The following is a 20,777-nucleotide window of genomic DNA, read 5'->3' as shown; positions in this document are numbered from 1 at the left end:
GCTTCAATAGTTTTTTGTTATTATTGCAACTAATTTATATAACCTCATCCTAAAATCTTATGCTAACATGTAATTAAGAAAACAGAAGCAGAGGGACTGAGCATGAAGAATATCGGTTTAGTATTAGAAGGCGGCGGAATGAAAGGATTATATACTGCAGGAGTACTCGAATATTTTATGGAAAGGGACTTATTCTTTCCGTATGTAGTCGGTGTATCCGCTGGAGCATGTATGGGAGCGACCTATTTATCACGTCAAAAAGGAAGAAATAAGAAAGTGAATACAGAGCTAGTAGGAGATCACAGGTATATATCTTATCGAAACTTAATTAGCAAACGTGAATTATTTGGAATGGATTTTTTATTTGATGAAGTACCAAACAAAATTGTACCGTTTGATTTTCAAACATTCCTAAATTCAAATGAACAGTTTGTAATCGGAACGACTGATTGTGAATCAGGACAGGCAGTTTATTATAATAAAACAGAACATGGAAATGATATTTTAAAAATTATTCGTGCATCAAGCTCTGTGCCGTTTATAGCACCTGCTGTAGAATATGATAATCGAAAATTGTTAGATGGAGGGATTATAGATCCTATTCCAGTATTAAAAGCGCAAAATGATGGTTACCAAAAGAATGTTGTTATTATGACAAAGCAGGATGGATACGAGAAGCAGCGGAATAAATTTTCTGGGCTAGCTAAAATGTTATATAGAAAATATCCGAATATCGCACAATCTTTAGTAGAACATTATCGTTTTTATAATGAGACGATAACTTATATGAATCAAATAGAACAAAAAGACAATTTTTATATCATTCAGCCTAGCGTACAGCTTCCTATAAGCGGAATAGAAAGAAATAAAGAGAAACTTGTTAACCTATATAATCTTGGCTATACAGATGCTCAACATCATTATGAAAAATTATTAAATTGGGTAAGGAAATAAAGGGGGGGAATTGCTATTAGGTAAAAAGGTTATTTTTAATGAATTGCAGAAAATGCATAGTCCGCTGCATAAACCGTTTCCGTATCGTGCTACAGGAAAATTGCAACGAGACTTAAAAAGTAAATTTACAGATGATGACTGTATAAATGCTGATTTAAATTATTATTGGATGCATACAGCAGGTACTTTAAGTTACATACTTAATAACAACGAAAAGGAGATTGTGTTTGATCAAATAAAGTGGCTAAAGAAATCGTTTTTTGAATGGTTTCCGCAATATCGTTTTATAGAAACAGAAATTGTGAAGTATCCCATTTTGTATAGAGATTTCATGAATTATGAGAAGGCCCGGAAACTATTACTGTATTATATTACTGAATAAAAATAAAAACGTACAAGTTATGCTGCTTGTGCGTTTTTTTGTTCATAAAAAATACAATTTTAATACCTTGTTTATATAGGGATTCTAATACGAAGAAAGAAGTACATATAGAATGATGTAAAGGAGGGAGAGGCGTTTAGATACCGTTTTCCTTTAATCCATTATCCAATTCGAATATAGTTAGTTATTTATGATAAAATATTTCGAGTGAAATCAAGTACTTATTATATCCAGTATTAAATAAGTTAAGCCAGGAGGAACAATAGTAACATGGAAAACGTGTCAAATATAGATAAATTGGAATCAATAAAATCTTTACAATCGACAATTCGTAAACTTGAAAATGCTTTTTCACAGATGACTCAAAAGGGAGCAAATACTACCTTAGTGAAAAAAAGGCTTAAAGCCGTTTGTATAGGGCTAGCAGTGTTAGAGAACGTGTGGAATCAAGAAAGTCATCGGTATAGCCAAGAAGAGTTAGCAGAAGCACGTAATGTCCTTGCTGGTTTGCTCCCATCAATTGAGAGAGCCTATGATAAGTCTAAGGCTGGTAGTCCTCAAAGAACACTTTTAGAAAGAAGAATAAAAGCGTTGGAACTTTCTATTCAGGCAATTGATAAACCTTCTAATAAATAACTCATCTAAATACATAACATACTAATCTTAAATTTTATAAAAGCAATCTAATGAAAAGAAAGAAATACAAGGGAGGCAGATGGGTGACTTCAATAATTAGTCCTAAGTTAGAGGAGCTTAATAATCAATTAAAAAAGGAAACGAGAAAGCAATTTATACTTTTTTGCATGAAATAAAGTCAAATAATACGCCACTAATAGAACAATGTCCTGTAGAAAATCAGTATAAGCTTATAACGTATATATGGTTAGGGGATCAAAAAACTGAAAACGTCTATGTATTCGGTAGTTTTCCTGGTTGGGATCTGTCTGTAAATCAACTACAACGGTTGTTACAGACAGATATTTGGTATGTAACGTTTAGGACGGATGAGAGTTTTATTTCAACGTACTATTTTTCAGTAAACGATTTTTCCGAAAATGATTGGATAAAGCGCAGTGAAAATTACCAACTAGACCGATTTAATAAAAATACATTTGGAGAAGATGCCAATAAAGCGTCTGTGTTAAACATAGGAATGGAAGTACAGTATAGCAGTCGTTTTCCTTCAGATCATTATCCATCTGGAAAAATTGAAACATATTCTTTTCATAGTACGATTTTAAATGACACACGTAAAATTTATATTTATACGCCTCATGACTATTCTCACACTTCACATCTTCAAGAACTTCTCATTGTGTTTGATGGGAATTCATTCATTAATAACCTTTCAATCGCAAGAACACTCAATTATTTAATATACGAAAAAGAAATCCCATCTTGTATTGCTGTTGCAATAGAACCCGTTGATCGACTAGAAGAGCTAACTTATAACGATAAAATGAATACATTTTTAACGGAGGAACTACTTCCATGGATTCAAGCTAGGTATCACGTATATCAAGAAAAGAATCATACAACAATTGCTGGTTTCAGTCTTGGTGGCTTAGCAGCTTTTTATGCAGCGCTTCAAAATCCACATGTTTTCGGAAACGTGTTGTCAATGTCTGGATCCGTGCATTGGAAAAAGGATGGTTATGAAAATCAAATTCCTTGGATTGAAAATCAAATTTCATCTATAGATTCTAATACGAGTCAACCTCATTTTTACATAGCAGCAGGAGAACTTGAAAACAAACCTCTTTTAACGGCTAATAGACGCCTGTATAAAGCTTTAAAAGAAAAAGGATACCAAATTACTTATGAAGAGTTTCAAGGCGGTCATGACGGTGTTTGGTGGCGAGAAAAGTTATTTGATGGGTTGAAAGCATTAAAACATACAAAAACCACACTATAAAATAAAAAGGAGAGAGAATTTATGAATCAAGATGAGCTAGATAAAAAACTTAAAAACAAGAAATTTTAGTTAAAGATGAAAAAGTTTGGTCGTTCACGTATGAGGATCATATTAGCTCTATCGTTAAAGAAGCAGAAAAGAAAGGGTCTTTTGATAATTTGCCAGGTAAAGGGAAACCTCTAAATCTAGATAAAGATCTTTCGTATAATCCTGAAAAACAACTGTATAGAACTTTAAAAAATAATCATGTTTTACCTAGGTGGATTGAGCTTTCAAAGGAAATTGATGATTTAAAAGAAAGGCTAAAAGAAACTACAAATACTGCAGAAGCAGCGGATTTAATTCGAACTATTAATAAAAAGGTTTTAGAACATAATTTACTTTGTCCACCAAGTGCGCAAAAAACGAGGGTGAAAACGGATATTTAACGATTTTCAATGAAGTTATCTTTTGCTATATAATTAAGTAAGGCATTTTCAATTCATTATTAAGGGGAGGCAAATGTAATGAAGAATACGTATCAACTTCAAATTCCGAAAGAACTAGAGCAGTATCGTAGTATTTTAGAAGAAAGTGTGCAACCGTATATTAAAGTGTCTGGAACGCAAGCAGAAACAACTCTTTTTGAAAGTAAGTTTGGTGGCTATCCGTATGTACCTATAGATCAAGAGCATCCTAAAGATTCAAATGGACAACCTATGATGTTACTTGCGCAGCTAAACTTTGAAGAAATGCCGCATGTTGAATATATGCCTCAAAAGGGTATGCTGCAGTTTTTCGTAAGTGCTGAAGATGAGCTTTACGGAGCAGATTTTGATCATCCAACAATCCAAAAAGACTTTCGAATTATTTATCATTCTACAATTATAGAAGATTTAAATAAGGTTATTACTGATTTTAGTTATTTAAACACTTCAGAATTAGAGGACTTTATCATACCTGAAGCAGCGAAATTACAGTTTGAATTGGGTTATCAACCCGTAACATCAAGGGATTATCGATTTGAAAAGATGTTTAGTGAGGAAATTGATTGGGAAGAAATTGTTGATGAAGAAAATAATACAGAATTAGGCGAACTGTATGATGATTTATGTAAAGATCAAGGGCATAAAATTGGTGGTTATCCATTTTTCACACAGACAGATCCAAGGGAATGGGAAGAAAAATACCAGCAACATGATATATTATTGCTGCAAATCGATACAGATGATTCATTAAATATTATGTGGGGAGATTCTGGTGTTGCTAATTTCTTTATAAAGAAAGATGATTTATTAAATCTAGATTTTTCCAATGTTATTTACAATTGGGATTGTTACTAAAAATAGATAAATGGATTACTAGCTAGCAAAAGAAATCTTCCTGAAGGTGAGGAGGATTTTTTTACGTTAAAAATAAACGTTATGTTAACTAGAATGAAGAATACAATGAAAGTCAAGCGTAAATAAAAGAAATAACAACAAAAATATAAAATAATAAAACATATGTAATTAGCAATAAATCTATAAAGCAAAACATAAAATGAAATTTATCATTTGTATAGAAAAATTTATTTCGCATAAAAAAATTCCGTGCTAATCAAAATTATTTTTGACTCGTTAAACGATAATTAATCGATTAAGATTTGCTGTGATTAATTTATAGCAAAATAAACGATAAAAACTGTAGAAATTCATTTAGATAAGATTTTATGTGAATCTCATTAAAAATACCTATTCCGTCTCATTAAGTATAGTTTACTTGGTTTTTGATACAGATAAACACTTACTCTATACAACTTCGTATAATATATATTATGTTAACTAGAAAAAAGTAATAAACTTATTACACATTGGTCTCGGTTGTTACACTTCCCTTTTCTTTGTTTGTTCATGATTGGTTGTGTGTTATATGAATTGATACAACTTAATAGCTTAGATAAATTGTTCTAATATATTTTTGTTGTTTATTTTCATAAATAATGCCGCAAACAAATTTTAGTTAAAACAAAAAAGCAATTTGTTTAATCGTTAACTTTAAACAAATTGCTTCGATGTTAATTTAATTGATGATAAGTTTTTAAATTAGTTTGCTACAGCAATTGCTTCGATTTCAATTAATAAGTTATCGTTAATTAACTTTCTAACTTCTACAGCTGAACTTGCTGGTGGATTCTTAGTATCAATGTATTGATCTCGAACATCTCTAACAATGGCCATTTGAGAAATATCTGTTAAGAAAAATGTTAATTTTACTACATCATTAAATTTTAATTCCAAAGTTTCTAATGCGCTTTTAATATTTTCGAATACTTGTCGCGTTTGTGTAGCTAAATCATCAATGCCAACTATTTGACCATCAGTATTGATCGCTACTTGTCCAGATATGTAAATTGTTCGTTTAGCGTTACTAACTTCAACTACATGTGAGTATCCAAAAGTTACTGGCATTGTTTCTGGATTGATAAATTTCTTTTGCATGGCTCTTCTCTCCTTTTGATATCTTATTTTCTTTATATTAGGTTTTAATTTCGGATTATCCTCTATTTACTAATTATTGTCTATACATCATTCAGCTGCTACATATGCAAAAGGATATTAGTCACTTTAATTTAAAGTTTTTAATAGATTATGTACGTTTGATTTTTTTGAGCGCTTGTTATAATTACGCCTTTTTGTATTAATTCTTCAGTTATTTTTGTATAGAAAAAGTGATACCACCAAATAAAAAATTCTTCGTAAGTTATTTCTTTTGAGTATCTGCTGCTTGCAAAGTATTCTTTTAAAGGTTTCTCATTTTCTTTACATAATAAAATCAAATCTGCACTGATCGTGTTCGCGATTTCGTTAAGTATAGATAAATCTAGGGCTGTAAACACTGGGATAACAGGTTGTGAATTTTTATACAAGCCTAATTTTTCGTATAATAAATTTAAATTTAAGTCTAATTGTCTATCTGCCGCTACAAAATTTTTAACTAATTGTTTTTTGTATAATTAATATCAGTAATAGCATCGTGAAAATACTCTTCAAACGTTTCTTTATTCGCAGTTATTAAATTCAAAGTTGTATATCGAGTGTTTCCATAAAGACCAATTTGATATTCCCCTAAATCCAAATACGTATTACCATACATTCCAAAGGACTCTTTGTCTGTTTGTTCTTGTTCTAGAATCGCATAATAATATCTTTTATTGTTTCTCAAAGGCCGTTCTATTTCTAAATAGTTTTCTTCAATGTTAATTATTTGTCCAAAATCTAATAACACACCACTATATAGTAAAAGACTGTACGATTCTTTAGGTAAATGATTAAATGTCTCGATTCTTTTAGACATAGCATCAATTTGATCGGAATATTTTTCAATAATTTTAAGTGCAGTTTTAATTAGAGGCTCACAGAGGCTATACAGTTTTTCTCCTTCATTAGCTGTTATAACCATACACGTTGGATAGTAACTCCCTCCTGTCTTTTTCAATAAACCTTCTAGTTCTAATGTATGCATTTGTTTTTCGAATTCCTCGTTAGTCCAATTTAGCTTCGTTTTTATAGCATTGGATCCTATACCAAGATGCAGCATCACAAGTAAATATTGAAGATTTGTTCCACTTATTTTTATAGATGGCGAATTATCTCCAGATGAAATCATTTTAGTCTCATAAGCTTTTTGTAGTATTTTCTCTGGAGTATTATTAGCAAGCATCATTACATCCCTCCTTTTTAAATAAGTTAATTGTAAAATCTATGTATTTACTATGTTCTATAAATAAAAATAAGTATCCTTTAATGATTTCAAATAAAAAACCTTAGTATAGCTATGTTAATACCTATACTAAGGTTATCTAGAATTCTATATTTAGTTATTGCTATTTAATAGTTTGCATTTAGACTTCTTTTTTCTTTCTTCTAGCATTTATAGACTCTCCTTCCTGTGGATAATTAGTTACCTATCTGCTTCTATAACATACAACGAAACGTACGTTCTTTGTTGTTTATGAGAAAGAATTTACTTAAGCAAAAAAATTTACAAATACATAATATTAGTTTTAGCTGCTGCTAAATGAATTCTGTTTTATATATATAAATAATAAATTTGAAGAATTTATGAAATGTACTGCATTTAAGATGAAAGGTAAAATGATTTCGTTTAAACTACAATTAGCTACAATAACAACATACGTATATTGTTAAACGTAAAAAGGAGAACTAATGAAAAAGAAATATATGAATCAAATTCCGACTGATGTAAGTTTTAATCCGAAAGATATTATCGGTTTAATGACTGATTACTTTAAAATGAAAACAAAGCTACGTCCTGTAAAGAATTTACCTATTGTTTTATCGAATAAAAATAATGAATCTTTAGAGAGTGTGACATGGTTTGGGCACTCTGCTTCTCTTTTGAAAATAGAAGGTAAAAAGCTGTTATTAGATCCTATGTTTGGCGACGCCTCTTCCCCGTTCCCTGTTTTTAATAGTAAACGTTATAGTGGTGCTTTTTCTTTAGAACGTGAAGATTTCAAGGAAATTGATGCGATTATCATTTCTCATAATCACTATGATCATTTAAATTACAAAAGTATTATGCGGTTAAAAGATCGTGCGAAGCATTTTTATGTCCCGATTGGAGTTGCACGTTATCTTATTAAATGGGGTGTTTCACCTAATAAAATTAGTGAACATAATTGGTGGGATGAAATTACGTTTGATAATATTAAGTTAGTTTGCGCTCCTGCAAGGCATTTCTCTGGACGAAGTATGACTGATAAAGATCGTTCTTTATGGTGTTCATGGCTTATTCTTGGTCAAGAAACGAAAGTTTTCTTTAGCGGTGATAGTGGCTATGCTCCGCACTTTAAGGAGATTGGTAATAAATATGGTCCATTCGATCTTACTTTAATGGAATGCGGGCAATACGATACGAGTCGGAATTCCCTATCTTCTTTAATGTTAGTTATGTAGTAAGTACAGGGACAAAATTAGATTATTTGAATGGCATCCATTGTTTATACATTATGCTGTAATGAAAAAGAGCCCTAGCATAAGGACTCTTTCTTAGCATTAAGCTATTTTTCGATTTAACTGTTTTATTTCCTTCTTCTTTTCTGCATTTGGAGGGCGGATTACTATAGAGATAACGAAAGATATAACACATAGAACACCGATTGTAATGAAGGTTGGTTGAAATCCGCCAAGTAGTGCTCCAATGAATGATCCTGCAAGTGCACCAAATCCGAAACCTTGGTAAACAATCCCGTAGTTTGTACTATGGTTTTTTAATCCGAAGAAGTCTCCCACAATGGCTGGGAATATGGTGATATTACCACCAAAGCAAAAGGCGACACTTGCTACACAAGCAAAATAAATCCCGTAATTTAGTGGAATAAAACTTAAAGTGAAGACGGATAATCCAATAATAATAAATGTAGCCGAGACGATTTTTAATCGACCTATTTTATCTGATAACGTTCCAAGAATAATTCTACCTATTGTATTAAAGATTGCGATCATTGCGACGGCATTTGCGGCAGTCGCTGCACTAAGACCAACGAGCTGCACCCCGATGTCTTTTACCATACCGATTAAATACAGTCCGCCCATACATGATGTGAATAACATGAAAAATAAGAGATATACTTGTTTCGTTTTCATCATTTCACGCGGCGTATAATCATTGTGTAATGTTTCAGTTGCAGTGTTACTTACAATTGCTTCACGTAAGAAGAATGATCCTATCAACACTAATAGTAAGACGATAATACCCCAATATAAAAATGCTTGTGATACTCCAAGACTGTTGATAAGATTTCCGTTTATATATCTAAAGATTAAGCTTCCCATTCCATATGCCGAAACAGATATACCAGAAATAAGTCCTTTACGGTTTGGAAACCATTTAATTAAATTAGATAGTGATGTAATATATGCTGTTCCATCAGCGTATCCAACGACAACACCGGCTAATAAATAAAGTAATGGTAATGAGGAAACTTGTGAACTAAGTATTAAACCGAGTCCTAAAACAATTCCTGCAGTAGCGATAAGTTTACGAAGCCCAAATTTTTGTTGTAGCTTTCCTGCAAATAGAGTTGAGAATGATAAAGAAAAACTCGTAATTGAGAACGTGATCGCGACTGAATTGAGGTTCCATCCAAACTTACTTACAAGGGGTTGATTAAATAAACTCCATGTGTAAATTGTTCCTAGGCCAATTTGAACAATGATTGTACCTAGAACAATTAGCAATGGATTTATAGATGTTTGTTTCATGCTAACTGTCCCCTTCTTTTATCATGACATGAATTTTCACAGTTAGTATATCCATGATAAATTGCAAGATACTGTACGGAAAATGGAAATTGAGTTAGCTTACACAAAAAAGACACTTCATCAAGAAGTGCCTTTTTGTAGGTTATATACAGCATTTAAAGAAAGCTTTGTTAAGATAAGACATTTTCGAATGCTTATGTATATATGTTATCAAATAATTTGCTGAAAGTGATGAGACTTAAGACGTATTTTTCTTTCATAAATAAGTCGGAGAGAAAATTAATATTCAATTTCCTCAAAGTCTTTCGGCTGCGGTACAGTTTGCATATTAGCTGCATCTTTCGGATCGCTATAAATCGCGTTTTGTTCTGTGTTTACATCCTTTATATTTTGCTTTTTATTTTTATTCACTTCATTTTTCATTAAAGTTCACTCCTTTTTATTATAGGAGTAGTTATACCCTAACCATAGTATTTTTACTGCTACTAAATGTATCAGCGACTAAATTGCTAAATTCACGTAAATAATATAAATAATTATCCCCACCATAGTTGTATCTTTTATTGTACATTTTAGCAACGACGACATTATATTCTGGAATGACTAATATCGTTGGTCCTGTAATTCCTAATATTTGATAGGAACCTTTAGGAACTCGCTCACCAAGTTCGCTAAATAAAGCAGGTTCATTTTGAACGAACCAAAACAACCCGTTTTGAGGTAGTTCTTTATTTGTATACTCTGGACTTTGTAAGCTCGTAGCAAGTGCTATAACTTCTTTTGGCACAATTTGTTTACCATTTAAAAACCCTTTATTTAAATGCAGGTTACCCCAAAATGCAAATTCTCTCGCAGAGACAAAAAGATTTTTCTCGGAGCCGTCATCTACTGCACCAACACTACTTATTGCATCTTCATCTGGATTTACAACAACCTTAACTAAATTATCATCTTGTTTTATTCTCCATCCAGTTTCCTTGAAGTCAGCAGGTATGAATACACGCTCCTTTAATAGTTCAGGAAAACTTTTGTTATACAAGTGATAAATAAGCTGCGTCACCATTCTTACATTAATATCTCTGTACGCCCAAGCTTGTCCCGGCTCAAATTCACGAAAAGCTGTCCCATCATCGGTTTCATTTAAACCGTGTGAATGAGTTACTAAATGTCTTATCGTTGTCTTTCCAAGTAATGAAGGATCATATTCTTTAAAATAATTTACAGCCTCGTCATCAAGAGATTTTATTTTCCCCTCATAAACTGCATAAGCTACCATTAATCCTAAATAGCTTTTTCTTGCGGAAGCGACATTGAATTGTGAAGATAAAGTTACTTTTTTACTAGTAGGAATATTTGAATGCGTTCCACTATAATGCTCTAGCACAATCTTATTATCTTTCATAATACAAAGTGCTGCCGTAGAACTTTGATTTGTCTCTTTAATGTTTTCTACCCATGAAATTAATTTTTTATATTTGTACAAATAAATATCCCCCTAAAACATATAAAAATAACAGCATGAAAGAAAAGTTTCAATACATTATAACTTTGCATCTGCACTTTTCTTTCATGTGAAATATTATTGATCTATAGTACTTAAATAATCCACCAGTTCCAGCAATTAGAACAGCTGAAACAACCAACACAGCCTACACAACCTACGCAACCGCCGCAACGTCCGCCACCACAACCACCACAGCGACCACCACAACCGCCACAACGTCCGCCGCCACCGCATCCGCCACAACGACGTGCATCGTCTTGAATGTAGTAATATGGATATTGATTTTGTTGCTGATCCCAATACACAACATTACCAGGTTGATAAGCATTAAGGTTTAACGCTTGTAGTTCTTGTTGAAACTCATTCATTATGAAACCCTCCATTTACAAATGTAAATTCCGTCCAAATTTTCGAGTTTATTTACTTTTAAAAATAAAGTAGAAATAAGGCTATAGACTAAATGCGTACATCAACAAAATATGACTTTACACTAGGTGATGTACCTTGTTTATGAGCCTATTTTCTTTATATTCTTTTAGTGGACGGAATTAATATAAATAGAGACAATTAAAAGTTGCTAATCCAGCAAGTTAATAGTTCATCACTTAATTTTCTTTCTAGTAATTCTTTTACTGAAGGTGTCGGCATTATTGTATAGGAATTTATATTTTCTTTATTAAAATCAATCCAGTGAAATGCTAAATGGGACTCTTTAGATATTGGAGTGAAATCGGATTTTAACTCATTTGAATCTATTTCAAAAATGTGGTTAATTTCATGGTGGAGGGTTTCTTTGGCTTGCCATTGATTTTCTATGACGCCTAAAAATTGTTTTATACTGCAAGTTACTCCAAGTTCTTCTCGTAACTCTCTTATTAGTGCATTCTCTGCTGATTCCCCAATTTCAACATGGCCACCGGGTAAAAAATAGTGATGGCCTATGTATTCAGCGACTAGTAGTTTTTCATCTTTTATCATGATAGCTCGTACAATATGATGGAATTTACTTTTCATTTTGTATTCCTCCTAATCATTCACTTTATACTTGCTCGAAAATTTTCATTTAAAAGCGGGATAATATAAATCATAGGTGTTTCATATGGGTGGATTTCATTGATAATTGCAAGAGTACCTTTTACAAGTTCTCGTTTATACGTTAATTAAAACTAATAATTTTGATAAATGATTCTAAAAAAGAGTATGTTTATGATGAAAATTATCAAAACATACTCTTAATATTTTTAGTTGATTCATTCTTTTACAATAAGGTTTGATTAGCCCTATTCTTTGCGGCCTCAAAATCGAATCCGTAGCTAAAGTATGCAATCACTACTATTCCCTAAGCAAATCTATTCTCTACTTCAAATTTACCTGCCTGTACAAATTTTAGACTCTTAACGAACCACGAAAGCCTCTTGCGGCATAGTAAGATTCTGCCCCATTGTGATACACAAAGACGTGTCCAAAGCGATAATCGCAAAAAAGGGCACCGCCAAGTTCTCTAATATCAGAAGGTGTTTGCACCCAACTCGATGTCTTCAAATCGAAATCCCCAAGATTTTGAAACGTACGATATTCTTCTTCCGTTAATAGTTCAATACCCATGGCAGTTGCCATATCAATAGCGTTATTTTCTGGTTTATGTTTCTTTCTTGATTCTAGCGCTTCAAGATCGTAACAAACACTTCTACGACCTTTAGGACTTTCTGCTGAACAATCATAAAAAATATATTCGCCTTTTTCTTTATCAAAATCAACAACATCAGGTTCGCCACCAGTTCGTTCCATTTCGTTGAGCGACCACAACTTCTCAGTATTAGCATCCAGCCTTTCTTGAACATTAGCCCATTCTAAACCTTTATGACGGTTCATATTATTCTCAAAACGATCTTTCAATGTTTGTAGTAATTCTTCACGTTGCTCTAGTGACAACTCTTTTTTATTGCTTTCTTTCATATTAGTTCCTCCATTGATGTTTTTATTAATGATAGTTTAAGTATATATAAATACTGTTTTATAATAAAATGTTTAAATAATTGCGTGAATTGAGTTTGCGATAATTTATATGAATTAGTACAATCAATTCTCCGCGATATGACCCTTTAACGGAACAACTTATTGTTTCAAAACAGTATATCTTTATTTCAACAACAATAAGCGATATACTTCCTCACCGTCATATACATTTCCTAATGGTTTAAAATCATAACATTCATATAGTTTCTTTGCAGAAATATTATCTTTATGGACAGTTAATCTAATTTCCTCACACTCTTTAAAGTTATTTTTTATTAAGTTAATGATTTCCTGTAATGCTGCTTTTCCATATCCTTTTCCTTGCTCTTTTTCATCAATGATAAATCCGTTAATCCAATACATAGCTGTTGACTCTCGCACAAAAGCATGCATAATAAAACCAACTATAAGGTCACCATCATATATAGCGAATGGAATATATTCGACATTTTCACCATCTGGTTTTATGTATACTTTAGCAAGTGATACTGCCACTGCCGGAACAAAGTGTATTTGGTTTTCTTTAACTTGTAACTTTAATGCGTCTTCCCAATTTTCTCTCGTAACAATTTTTAATTGGACGTTCACTATTTTAAGCTCCTTTAAAAAGAGAATTTATCTTTTATATTCAACGGAGTGAAATGATTCCCTTTTTCGACATCAACTTATAACATGATTTTCATAAAATCCTGAATAAATTTTTCCTCATCTAATTGTAACGCTATACGCGCCCCTTCAGATTTAGAGTGTGGACGAAAATCAGCAAAAGTTTGTCCCTTCGTTTCGCCACATATATCCACAGTCACTTTTCGGGATGTATAATTTAAAAATGTAGGATTCACTAAACCGCTTATAGCAAGTACATCGTGTAATAATGGCCCTTCAATATATGGATTGAGTTTTTGGTATGCTGATAAATAATAATCGTACAGAGGTTTCATAATCGGCTTAAATGGATTTTGTGTATTAACTAAAATATAAGTAAATACACTTGGGGTTAAAACCGTTTTATTTGTTACATTTAAAGGGAATAACGTTATATTTTTCGCTTGCTGAAATACAATTTGACTTGCTATAGGATCTCCGTACACGTTTGCCTCTGCTAATGGAGTAACATTCCCTGCTTCTAAAAAGACACCACCCATAAAATAAATTCCTTTTATATTTAACATCAAGTCGTTCCATAAATTAAAAGCAATCGCTAATGAGGTAGATCTTCCTACATCGACAATTGTTAAATCTTCTCCATACTTTACAAGAATCGCAGCAATACTACCAAAATTGTATATAGGAATAGATAACACACTTTCCGGTACATGGATGGGCCCTAATCCTTCTGGTCCATGAATTTCAGGGTAATACGTTGTAATTTCATTTGTAAGTGGGCCTGTTGCACCGCTAATTACAGGAATATCTTGTCTGTTTGCTAACTGTAAAATATATGCGGCATTATGAGCGGCATGTATATGTTCAACATTTCCATATCCAGTTACGATACCAACGATTTCAATTTCAGGATGCAGTAAGCCATACATAATTGCAAACGAATCATCAATACCTGGGTCTCCAAAAAATAAAACCTTCTCCAAGAAATGCACTCCTTTCATAGGTAAGATAATTATGTATATGTGGAAATAATTTAGATCTATACAGTTCTAAGCAAATATTAATGGTGAGTAATGTATTGATAAAAAAGAACTAGCATTATGCTAGTTCTTTTGCAGATAAATAATCTACCAGTTTAATTAAATCTCGTACAAATATTGGACTAGCTGATTTTAATATAGATTTTTTTCACTATATTTATAGAATGGAAAGCCTGTTATTAATCCGAAATTTTGCATTTAAATTGCAAATACTCGCAGGGATGTCTTACCATACTTTTTCACTCTCAATTTGCTTATAATTATCTTTATTAAATGTTAAATGAGCAATCACAACTCCAAGTATAGTAATTCCCCCTCCAATTATCGAAACAAAGGTTGGCACCTCACCTAACCATATCCAAGCGATAATACATGCAGTTACTGGTGTTAAATATAGAGAACTTGTTGCCTCAGAAGCACTGGCATGGGATGTAATATATGCTAATGCAATATACGGCAGTACTGTCGGGAACACACCTAAATATATAACACTCAAAGTAACTTCTATAGGAGCTGCTACAATTTCTTCATAAATCCCTGGCAAAAAAATAAGCATAAATACAGTACCAGACCAAATTGTATATATTGTAAATGGCAAGAAACCGTACTTTTTTAAGTATGGCCTTTGAAAAACGAAAAATAGACTTTCTGAAATTGCCGCCAATAAAATTAGTAATCCCCCACTATTCAATTGAATGGAATCTCCTTGACTTAACGATAAAAAAGCAATTCCTACAAAACTAATTACACCACCGATCCAACCATTTAATTTCATTTTTTCATTCAAAAAAACAGAAGCAAGAATTGCCGTTAATATAGGTGTTACTGATACAATTAAACTAGCAGGTCCAGCATTCACACTCTTTTCACCGTAGTTCAGTGCAATATGATAAATTGTAAATCCAAGAGCACCAAATATAAAAATTACTGGAATATCTTTCAAATCAGGTAAACGTAATTTATATATAAGTGAAAACAGAAAAAGAATCAAAGAAGCGATTAATAATCGTAGCAAAGTAAGGTGTTCAGGGGTGTAAGCTTCAAGCCCCATCCGAATTCCTGGAAAAGCTGTTCCCCATATAAGAATCGTAAAAGCGTGAGCACATACTATACGAAAATCCCATTTTTTATTATGCATATTTTCTCTCCCTCTCCAATAAACCAGCCATTTTCTAATTACCAATTATTTCTTTTCATCATATTTAATAGTTGATACAATGTCTTCAACCAGTTAATCCTCGAAAAAACCAACCACTTTGCATTTTTAAAATGAATGAGGGAGTTTTTAATATGTCTACTGATAAAAAACTGCCTAAATATCGGCAGATAATAGACTATATGAAAGAAAAAGTTGAATACGGAGAATGGCCGATTGGAAGTAAGGTTCCTAGCCAGCGGCAGTTAGCGAAATTATTTCATGTAAATCGTAGTACTGTAATAACCGCACTAGAAGAACTTATGGCAGATGGCTTAATTCAAGGGAAAATCGGGTCAGGAACAATTGTAACGAATAATACATGGTCATTATTAGCCACCAATCCCTCGCCCGATTGGAGTGAATATGTAAAGGCTGGTATTCATAAACCAAGCAAGTTAATGGTACGGGAAATAAATGAAGCAGAAGCAAATAAAAAATTGATTCATCTTAGTAAAGGAGAACTTGCACCTCATCTTTTCCCGTTAGAAACTATGCAATTCATTATGCGTAACGTATGTGAGGAACTAGATTATTTCGGATATGAAGAACAAAAAGGATATCTCCCTTTACGTGAAGCAATAAGTAATTATGTAAAATCATTTGGAATAAATACATCACCAAGCTCTATATTAATAGTCTCTGGTGCATTACAGGCATTACAATTAATATCAATCGGTCTTTTACATAGAGAGTCAACTGTTTTACTTGAACGACCTTCTTACTTATATTCTCTTCACGTATTTCAATCGGCTAATATTCACCTTTCTGGAATACAGATGGATCAACATGGAATTATCCCTAATGATTTGTTAAGAAAAATTAATTATAGTCAAAAGAAAAATATTTTATATTCGATTCCTTGTTTTCAAAATCCGACGAGTGTATTAATGTCCAAGGATCGACGAAAAGAAATACTAAGAATATGCGAAAAAGAACAATTGCCTATCATTGAAGATGATATTTACCGTGAGTTATGGATGGATGAACTACCGCCCCCTCCTTTAAAGTCGATGGATAAATATGGACATGTTTTATATATCGGTAGTCTATCTAAAACACTTAGCCCAGGACTTAGGATTGGTTGGATTATCGGACCAGAGCCTGTTATTGAGAGATTATCAGACATAAAAATGCAAACTGACTATGGGTCAAGTTCTTTATCTCAAAGAGTTGCTGCAGAATGGTTAAGTAAAGGGTTTTATGAGGATCACGTAGCGAATGTAAGGATTCACCTAAAAAAACGAAGACGAATAATGATACAAGCACTAAATACGTACTGCGCTGACATTACTACATGGGATATTCCTAGTGGTGGATTTTTTATATGGCTAAGGGTAGTGCCTAACATTTCGATGAAAAAACTATTTTCAGAGGCTCAATCAAAGGGAGTTCTTTTTAACCCGGGACGTATTTATGAAGAAGAATCAGATCAGTTTATACGTTTATCTTATGGCTATTCTTCCCCTGAACAAATTACTCAAGGTATTATTATATTAAGTAATTTGATTCGTAAGTTAATGGCATAATAAAAAAATCCTCTTTTTATAAAGAGGATTTTTTGTGTGCCTTTTTTACCATAATCTCATTTCCTGTCCTAATAAAATAAGTTCTTTATAGGGATCACCGTCAATGTTTAATACTTGAGCAAAAGCCGGTTCTGTTTTTAACCCTTGTTCTTTTAATTCAATTACTTCTTCTCTAATGTGTGGGTGCTGCATTAATAGCATGTGCTCCACTATCATATGTTTATATGCATTTTGGTTACGTACTGGCTTAGGCTGAGCGAATAATTCAAATTCAAAACCTTCAAATTGAAAATTCACCTTTATTGTTAAGATATTTTTAATGATTTTCTTTTTCATTTCAAATCCTTCGTATGAGCCATACAATGATCTAATTTCCTGTTCAAAAAAAGCATAATTATGTACTTCCATTACAATGTCTAAGTCAGAATGAAGGGTATCAACTCTAATAGGGATTGTCCCGCAAAGTACAGGGCTATATAAAGCTAAATCCTCTATTATGTTTAGTTTATTAATAATTTCGTAAACTTTTTGTTGCTTATCATTCCCAGATTGTAAATATGTAATAGATGTAAACATAGAAGTCTCTCCTTCATTTAACGTAATAATCGTCTCACTAAATTTGAGAAAAAATTTAATCATTCCATTTTGTTCTAGGAGTACCTTTATTTCAATATATTAAGGCGAACTAACTATATTGTTCAACTTTTCTCCTATACTGCAATACTATAAAAATAAAAAAGGAGGAACTTTTATGAGCATTTTCAACATTCTTTTGACCATACACATATTATTTGGAACCATATGTTTAATTACTGGTATTGTAGCGATGGTTGCTCAAAAAAAGAAAGGAAAACATACGGAATGGGGCGAAATATACCATGCGTCCTATGTTGTCATAACCCTTACTGCAATTATATTGTCTATTTTAAACTGGGATAAAATCGCATATTTATTTTATGTAGCAATTATCTCCTATTCATTTGCGATTTACGGATATCTCGCAAGAAAAAAACGATGGAGAAATTGGTTGCAACACCATATTAGAGGTATGTTAGGCTCTTATATTGGTGCAGTTACCGCACTTTTAGTAAACATTGGTATGTATATCCCTATTTTAAATCTACTTCCACCAATATGGTTTTGGTTCTTACCTACTATAATCGGTATTCCTCTCGTAGCCAGTGTATCAAAAAAATATAAAAAAGAAAGGAAAAATTAATTACATTTTGATTACTTTCTGACAAAACTTATGAAAAATAATAATCAATATTGTATTATATCAAGTTTGGCGTATAGAACTAAAAAAGAATCCAATATGTTTATTGGATTCTTTTTTGTTTATTACTCCCTTAAGAATAATACTTTTTAATTATGACTTTTCAAATCTAATACTGAATGTAAACGATCCGGATAATTAGTAAACATCCCGTCGATGCCCCAAGAAAGTAACTTTTTCATATCTTTTTCATTATTTACTGTAAATGGATGAACTTCTAATCCATAATTCTTTATTTTTTTTACGTAGGCTGCATCAATATATTTATAATTCATACCAAGACCTATGCAGTATGTTTTATACTTTTCTATTTCTGAGTCTGTTAATTGAACTGCTTTTTTATATGATAATAATTGTACTAACGGTATATTATCATTTAAACTGTGAATCTTTCGCAGACTTTCTTCACTAAATGATTGAATAATAACTTTATCATTTATTTGGTAGTGATTAATAATTTCTAATAGTTTTTCCTCCATTCCAGGATATTCATCTGGTGATTTTGTTTCGATATAATAATTAGCATTATGTCCAAACGTTTCAATAATCTCTTCTAATATTGGAACTTTAGTATCTTCAAATTCTTTCTTTGCTAAATTTGGATGCTTTTTATTGAAAAAAGAACCTGCATTCAGTTGTTTTATTTCATCTAATGTATGATCTTTTACAAAACCAGTACCGTTTGTTGTACGGTTTAATGTTTCATCATGCATAGCTATTAAATGTCCATCTTTTGTCATTTGGAGATCTATTTCTATATAGTCACCTTTTAATTGTTGTCCTAATGTATAAGCCACTATTGTATGTTCTGGTGCATATGCAGAAGCACCTCTATGCGCAATGTTTTTTATATGATTTGATTGATTAGTAGCTTTTATATAATTATGTTCATTTACTTGTTGAAAAACAAAGAAGCTTATTACTGTGAAGAAACAAATGATTGTAATTATAGATGTTTTTTTCATAACGGTATGTTAACTCCTATATTTAAAACAATTTGACTTGGATGATTTACTCAAATAAATGCCGATTTTCAAAAACAGTCATTTGTCCTACAACTTGAAAGCCGGATTTTTTATAAATATTTATTCCATCAGGTGAAGCTTGTAATACACAATACGTATTTTTTAATTGTTTTGCTTCTTGCAGCAGGAAATTAAACATAGTAGAGCCAAAACCTTTTCCTCTCATTTCTTCTTTAGTCGCTATATCATAAATACCGACACTATCTTTCGTACATACTAAAGAACCAACAGTTACTACATCACCTTTATAAAGACCTAAGTATAGTTTCATGTCGTCGCTATTCCATAAATCTAAAGAAGAAATTTGATTATAGTATGCTTGTACATTTTTACCTTCCTCTGATGTACCAAATAGATTAGCTAACGTTTCTCCAAACTCTTTGATTTGTCCTGAAGAAGATGCTTTTTGTATCGTAAAACCTACTGGCATGTTTATTCTTGGATGAATTGTTTTTAATTCTGCTACCATCGCGATATTCTTTTCAGCTTCTTTTAAACCAAGTTTGATTAATTCGCTTTTTATAGTCTGTTCTTGCTTATCATCCCAAAACCAAACACTCATTGGAAATTTCTTTTGATTATAGCATTCTACCTCCTTATATAATTTCTCGATTCCTTCCGTTACATTACTATTTAGTAGTGTGATAATATTAAATGTATCTGCAGGTAATCCGCAGTCGACAGTAATGTAATCCTTCGTTTCTTTTACATCCATTCCATTTACCTGCCGCGCAATATATGAGGTTTTATATGTAAAATTGTCTATTAGTAACTGTTTATAATTCATTCATTTTGCTCCTTTCATAAAAATTCGTATTCGAATCCTTCAGTATTAAATATATCATATAAGAAATGTACCTATTTCTATAAAAATATCTCTATAAATCACTCTTTGCGCCCTAAAAGAATTAAAAATGATATAACGTTGTCGGAATGAAAAAAGTGGTATATAATAAATATTAACATTACTAGTAATTATTTTAGGTATTCCTAGAATAAAGGAGCGATACATATGAAAATTACTATTTATTTCGGAAGTCATGAAGATCAAGATGTTCGTACTATGGACTGTCATTTAGATGTAGAA

20 protein-coding genes and 3 pseudogenes are annotated in these 20,777 nt (G+C 32.0%); 9 read left to right on the top strand and 14 right to left on the bottom strand.

Features of this window, described 5'->3' with window-relative positions; genetic code table 11:
* Positions 1–102 precede the first annotated feature (102 nt).
* From MKX66_RS06825 to MKX66_RS06800, 6 genes and pseudogenes are all read left to right on the top strand, one after another.
* Entirely contained in the window at positions 103–954 is an 852-nt protein-coding gene (locus tag MKX66_RS06825) for a patatin-like phospholipase family protein (protein ID WP_193653711.1), read from the top strand.
* 10 nt (positions 955–964) lie between these two features.
* Positions 965–1,336 carry a YxiJ-like family protein gene (locus tag MKX66_RS06820; RefSeq protein ID WP_341085818.1) on the top strand — a complete coding sequence of 124 codons (372 nt, stop codon included), beginning with the start codon at positions 965–967 and terminating at the stop codon, positions 1,334–1,336.
* Positions 1,337–1,606: 270 nt separating this feature from the next.
* The gene (locus MKX66_RS06815) at positions 1,607–1,972 is read left to right on the top strand and encodes a hypothetical protein (RefSeq protein ID WP_085311357.1); all 366 of its coding nucleotides are present in this window, start codon (positions 1,607–1,609) and stop codon (positions 1,970–1,972) included.
* Positions 1,973–2,055: 83 nt separating this feature from the next.
* Positions 2,056–3,251: pseudogene (locus MKX66_RS06810) on the top strand (alpha/beta hydrolase-fold protein).
* Between the two features lie 158 nt (positions 3,252–3,409).
* Positions 3,410–3,679, top strand: coding sequence for a DnaJ family domain-containing protein (locus MKX66_RS06805; RefSeq protein WP_341085817.1), 270 nt, complete (start codon positions 3,410–3,412; stop codon positions 3,677–3,679).
* 78 nt (positions 3,680–3,757) lie between these two features.
* Entirely contained in the window at positions 3,758–4,573 is an 816-nt protein-coding gene (locus tag MKX66_RS06800) for a YwqG family protein (protein WP_341085816.1), read from the top strand.
* A 741-nt stretch (positions 4,574–5,314) separates the two neighbouring features.
* Here the strand turns inward: MKX66_RS06800 and MKX66_RS06795 are convergent.
* Positions 5,315–5,710 (bottom strand): RidA family protein, encoded by a 396-nt coding sequence (locus tag MKX66_RS06795; RefSeq protein WP_326997887.1) that lies wholly within the window; start codon positions 5,708–5,710, stop codon positions 5,315–5,317.
* 140 nt (positions 5,711–5,850) lie between these two features.
* Positions 5,851–6,932 (bottom strand): annotated as a pseudogene (locus MKX66_RS06790) (hypothetical protein).
* Positions 6,933–7,438: 506 nt separating this feature from the next.
* On the opposite strand from MKX66_RS06790, the pseudogene MKX66_RS06785 reads away from it, so the two are divergent.
* Positions 7,439–8,176 (top strand): annotated as a pseudogene (locus MKX66_RS06785) (MBL fold metallo-hydrolase); the annotation flags it as partial.
* A 114-nt stretch (positions 8,177–8,290) separates the two neighbouring features.
* On the opposite strand, the gene MKX66_RS06780 reads toward MKX66_RS06785, so the two are convergent.
* The 9 genes from MKX66_RS06780 to MKX66_RS06740 all read right to left on the bottom strand — a co-directional run bounded on the left by MKX66_RS06780 (position 8,291) and on the right by MKX66_RS06740 (position 15,803).
* A complete protein-coding gene (locus tag MKX66_RS06780) occupies positions 8,291–9,499 on the bottom strand; it encodes an L-lactate MFS transporter (protein WP_002013226.1) in 1,209 nt (402 codons plus the stop codon).
* A 279-nt stretch (positions 9,500–9,778) separates the two neighbouring features.
* Positions 9,779–9,922, bottom strand: coding sequence for a hypothetical protein (locus tag MKX66_RS06775; protein WP_002013225.1), 144 nt, complete (start codon positions 9,920–9,922; stop codon positions 9,779–9,781).
* 31 nt (positions 9,923–9,953) lie between these two features.
* Positions 9,954–10,982 carry a serine hydrolase domain-containing protein gene (locus MKX66_RS06770; RefSeq protein ID WP_341085815.1) on the bottom strand — a complete coding sequence of 343 codons (1,029 nt, stop codon included), beginning with the start codon at positions 10,980–10,982 and terminating at the stop codon, positions 9,954–9,956.
* Between the two features lie 113 nt (positions 10,983–11,095).
* Positions 11,096–11,371, bottom strand: a complete 276-nt coding sequence (locus MKX66_RS06765) for a heterocycloanthracin/sonorensin family bacteriocin (RefSeq protein WP_002032388.1) — start codon at positions 11,369–11,371, stop codon at positions 11,096–11,098.
* A gap of 199 nt (positions 11,372–11,570) precedes the next feature.
* Positions 11,571–12,017, bottom strand: a complete 447-nt coding sequence (locus MKX66_RS06760; protein ID WP_002032390.1) for an NUDIX domain-containing protein — start codon at positions 12,015–12,017, stop codon at positions 11,571–11,573.
* A gap of 372 nt (positions 12,018–12,389) precedes the next feature.
* Entirely contained in the window at positions 12,390–12,959 is a 570-nt protein-coding gene (locus tag MKX66_RS06755; protein ID WP_215591263.1) for a DUF4256 domain-containing protein, read from the bottom strand.
* Positions 12,960–13,142: 183 nt separating this feature from the next.
* Complete coding sequence (locus tag MKX66_RS06750) at positions 13,143–13,607, bottom strand: GNAT family N-acetyltransferase (RefSeq protein WP_341085814.1); 465 nt, start codon at positions 13,605–13,607, stop codon at positions 13,143–13,145.
* 77 nt (positions 13,608–13,684) lie between these two features.
* Entirely contained in the window at positions 13,685–14,608 is a 924-nt protein-coding gene (locus tag MKX66_RS06745) for a nucleoside hydrolase (protein ID WP_002189748.1), read from the bottom strand.
* A 283-nt stretch (positions 14,609–14,891) separates the two neighbouring features.
* Positions 14,892–15,803, bottom strand: coding sequence for a DMT family transporter (locus tag MKX66_RS06740; protein WP_061690150.1), 912 nt, complete (start codon positions 15,801–15,803; stop codon positions 14,892–14,894).
* A 152-nt stretch (positions 15,804–15,955) separates the two neighbouring features.
* On the opposite strand from MKX66_RS06740, the gene pdxR reads away from it, so the two are divergent.
* Positions 15,956–17,389: a MocR-like pyridoxine biosynthesis transcription factor PdxR gene (pdxR, locus tag MKX66_RS06735; RefSeq protein ID WP_341085813.1), complete on the top strand. Its 1,434-nt coding sequence runs from the start codon at positions 15,956–15,958 to the stop codon at positions 17,387–17,389.
* A 45-nt stretch (positions 17,390–17,434) separates the two neighbouring features.
* On the opposite strand, the gene MKX66_RS06730 is transcribed toward pdxR, so the two are convergent.
* Entirely contained in the window at positions 17,435–17,965 is a 531-nt protein-coding gene (locus tag MKX66_RS06730) for a DUF4269 domain-containing protein (RefSeq protein WP_215591265.1), read from the bottom strand.
* Positions 17,966–18,140: 175 nt separating this feature from the next.
* On the opposite strand from MKX66_RS06730, the gene MKX66_RS06725 reads away from it, so the two are divergent.
* The gene (locus tag MKX66_RS06725; protein WP_098168263.1) at positions 18,141–18,608 is read left to right on the top strand and encodes a DUF2306 domain-containing protein; all 468 of its coding nucleotides are present in this window, start codon (positions 18,141–18,143) and stop codon (positions 18,606–18,608) included.
* 146 nt (positions 18,609–18,754) lie between these two features.
* Here the strand turns inward: MKX66_RS06725 and MKX66_RS06720 are convergent, their stop codons facing one another.
* Entirely contained in the window at positions 18,755–19,630 is an 876-nt protein-coding gene (locus MKX66_RS06720; RefSeq protein WP_113769507.1) for a glycerophosphodiester phosphodiesterase, read from the bottom strand.
* Between the two features lie 46 nt (positions 19,631–19,676).
* Positions 19,677–20,477 carry a GNAT family N-acetyltransferase gene (locus MKX66_RS06715; RefSeq protein WP_341085811.1) on the bottom strand — a complete coding sequence of 267 codons (801 nt, stop codon included), beginning with the start codon at positions 20,475–20,477 and terminating at the stop codon, positions 19,677–19,679.
* Positions 20,478–20,777: the final 300 nt, after the last annotated feature.

It is taken from the genome of Bacillus sp. FSL R9-9530 (assembly GCF_038008145.1).
Lineage (GTDB): Bacteria > Bacillota > Bacilli > Bacillales > Bacillaceae_G > Bacillus_A > Bacillus_A mycoides.
This window is presented reverse-complemented; position numbering and strand designations above follow the sequence as displayed.

Bases quoted from the DNA above. Each gene is read 5' to 3' on its own strand.
- MKX66_RS06825 (WP_193653711.1), top strand. From the start codon at position 103: ATGAAGAATATCGGTTTAGTATTAGAAGGCGGCGGAATGAAAGGATTA.
- MKX66_RS06815 (WP_085311357.1), top strand. From the start codon at position 1,607: ATGGAAAACGTGTCAAATATAGATAAATTGGAATCAATAAAATCTTTA.
- MKX66_RS06800 (WP_341085816.1), top strand. From the start codon at position 3,758: ATGAAGAATACGTATCAACTTCAAATTCCGAAAGAACTAGAGCAGTAT.
- MKX66_RS06795 (WP_326997887.1), bottom strand. From the start codon at position 5,710: ATGCAAAAGAAATTTATCAATCCAGAAACAATGCCAGTAACTTTTGGA.
- MKX66_RS06780 (WP_002013226.1), bottom strand. From the start codon at position 9,499: ATGAAACAAACATCTATAAATCCATTGCTAATTGTTCTAGGTACAATC.
- MKX66_RS06775 (WP_002013225.1), bottom strand. From the start codon at position 9,922: ATGAAAAATGAAGTGAATAAAAATAAAAAGCAAAATATAAAGGATGTA.
- MKX66_RS06765 (WP_002032388.1), bottom strand. From the start codon at position 11,371: ATGAATGAGTTTCAACAAGAACTACAAGCGTTAAACCTTAATGCTTAT.
- MKX66_RS06760 (WP_002032390.1), bottom strand. From the start codon at position 12,017: ATGAAAAGTAAATTCCATCATATTGTACGAGCTATCATGATAAAAGAT.
- MKX66_RS06755 (WP_215591263.1), bottom strand. From the start codon at position 12,959: ATGAAAGAAAGCAATAAAAAAGAGTTGTCACTAGAGCAACGTGAAGAA.
- MKX66_RS06740 (WP_061690150.1), bottom strand. From the start codon at position 15,803: ATGCATAATAAAAAATGGGATTTTCGTATAGTATGTGCTCACGCTTTT.
- pdxR (WP_341085813.1), top strand. From the start codon at position 15,956: ATGTCTACTGATAAAAAACTGCCTAAATATCGGCAGATAATAGACTAT.
- MKX66_RS06730 (WP_215591265.1), bottom strand. From the start codon at position 17,965: ATGTTTACATCTATTACATATTTACAATCTGGGAATGATAAGCAACAA.
- MKX66_RS06725 (WP_098168263.1), top strand. From the start codon at position 18,141: ATGAGCATTTTCAACATTCTTTTGACCATACACATATTATTTGGAACC.
- MKX66_RS06720 (WP_113769507.1), bottom strand. From the start codon at position 19,630: ATGAAAAAAACATCTATAATTACAATCATTTGTTTCTTCACAGTAATA.
- MKX66_RS06715 (WP_341085811.1), bottom strand. From the start codon at position 20,477: ATGAATTATAAACAGTTACTAATAGACAATTTTACATATAAAACCTCA.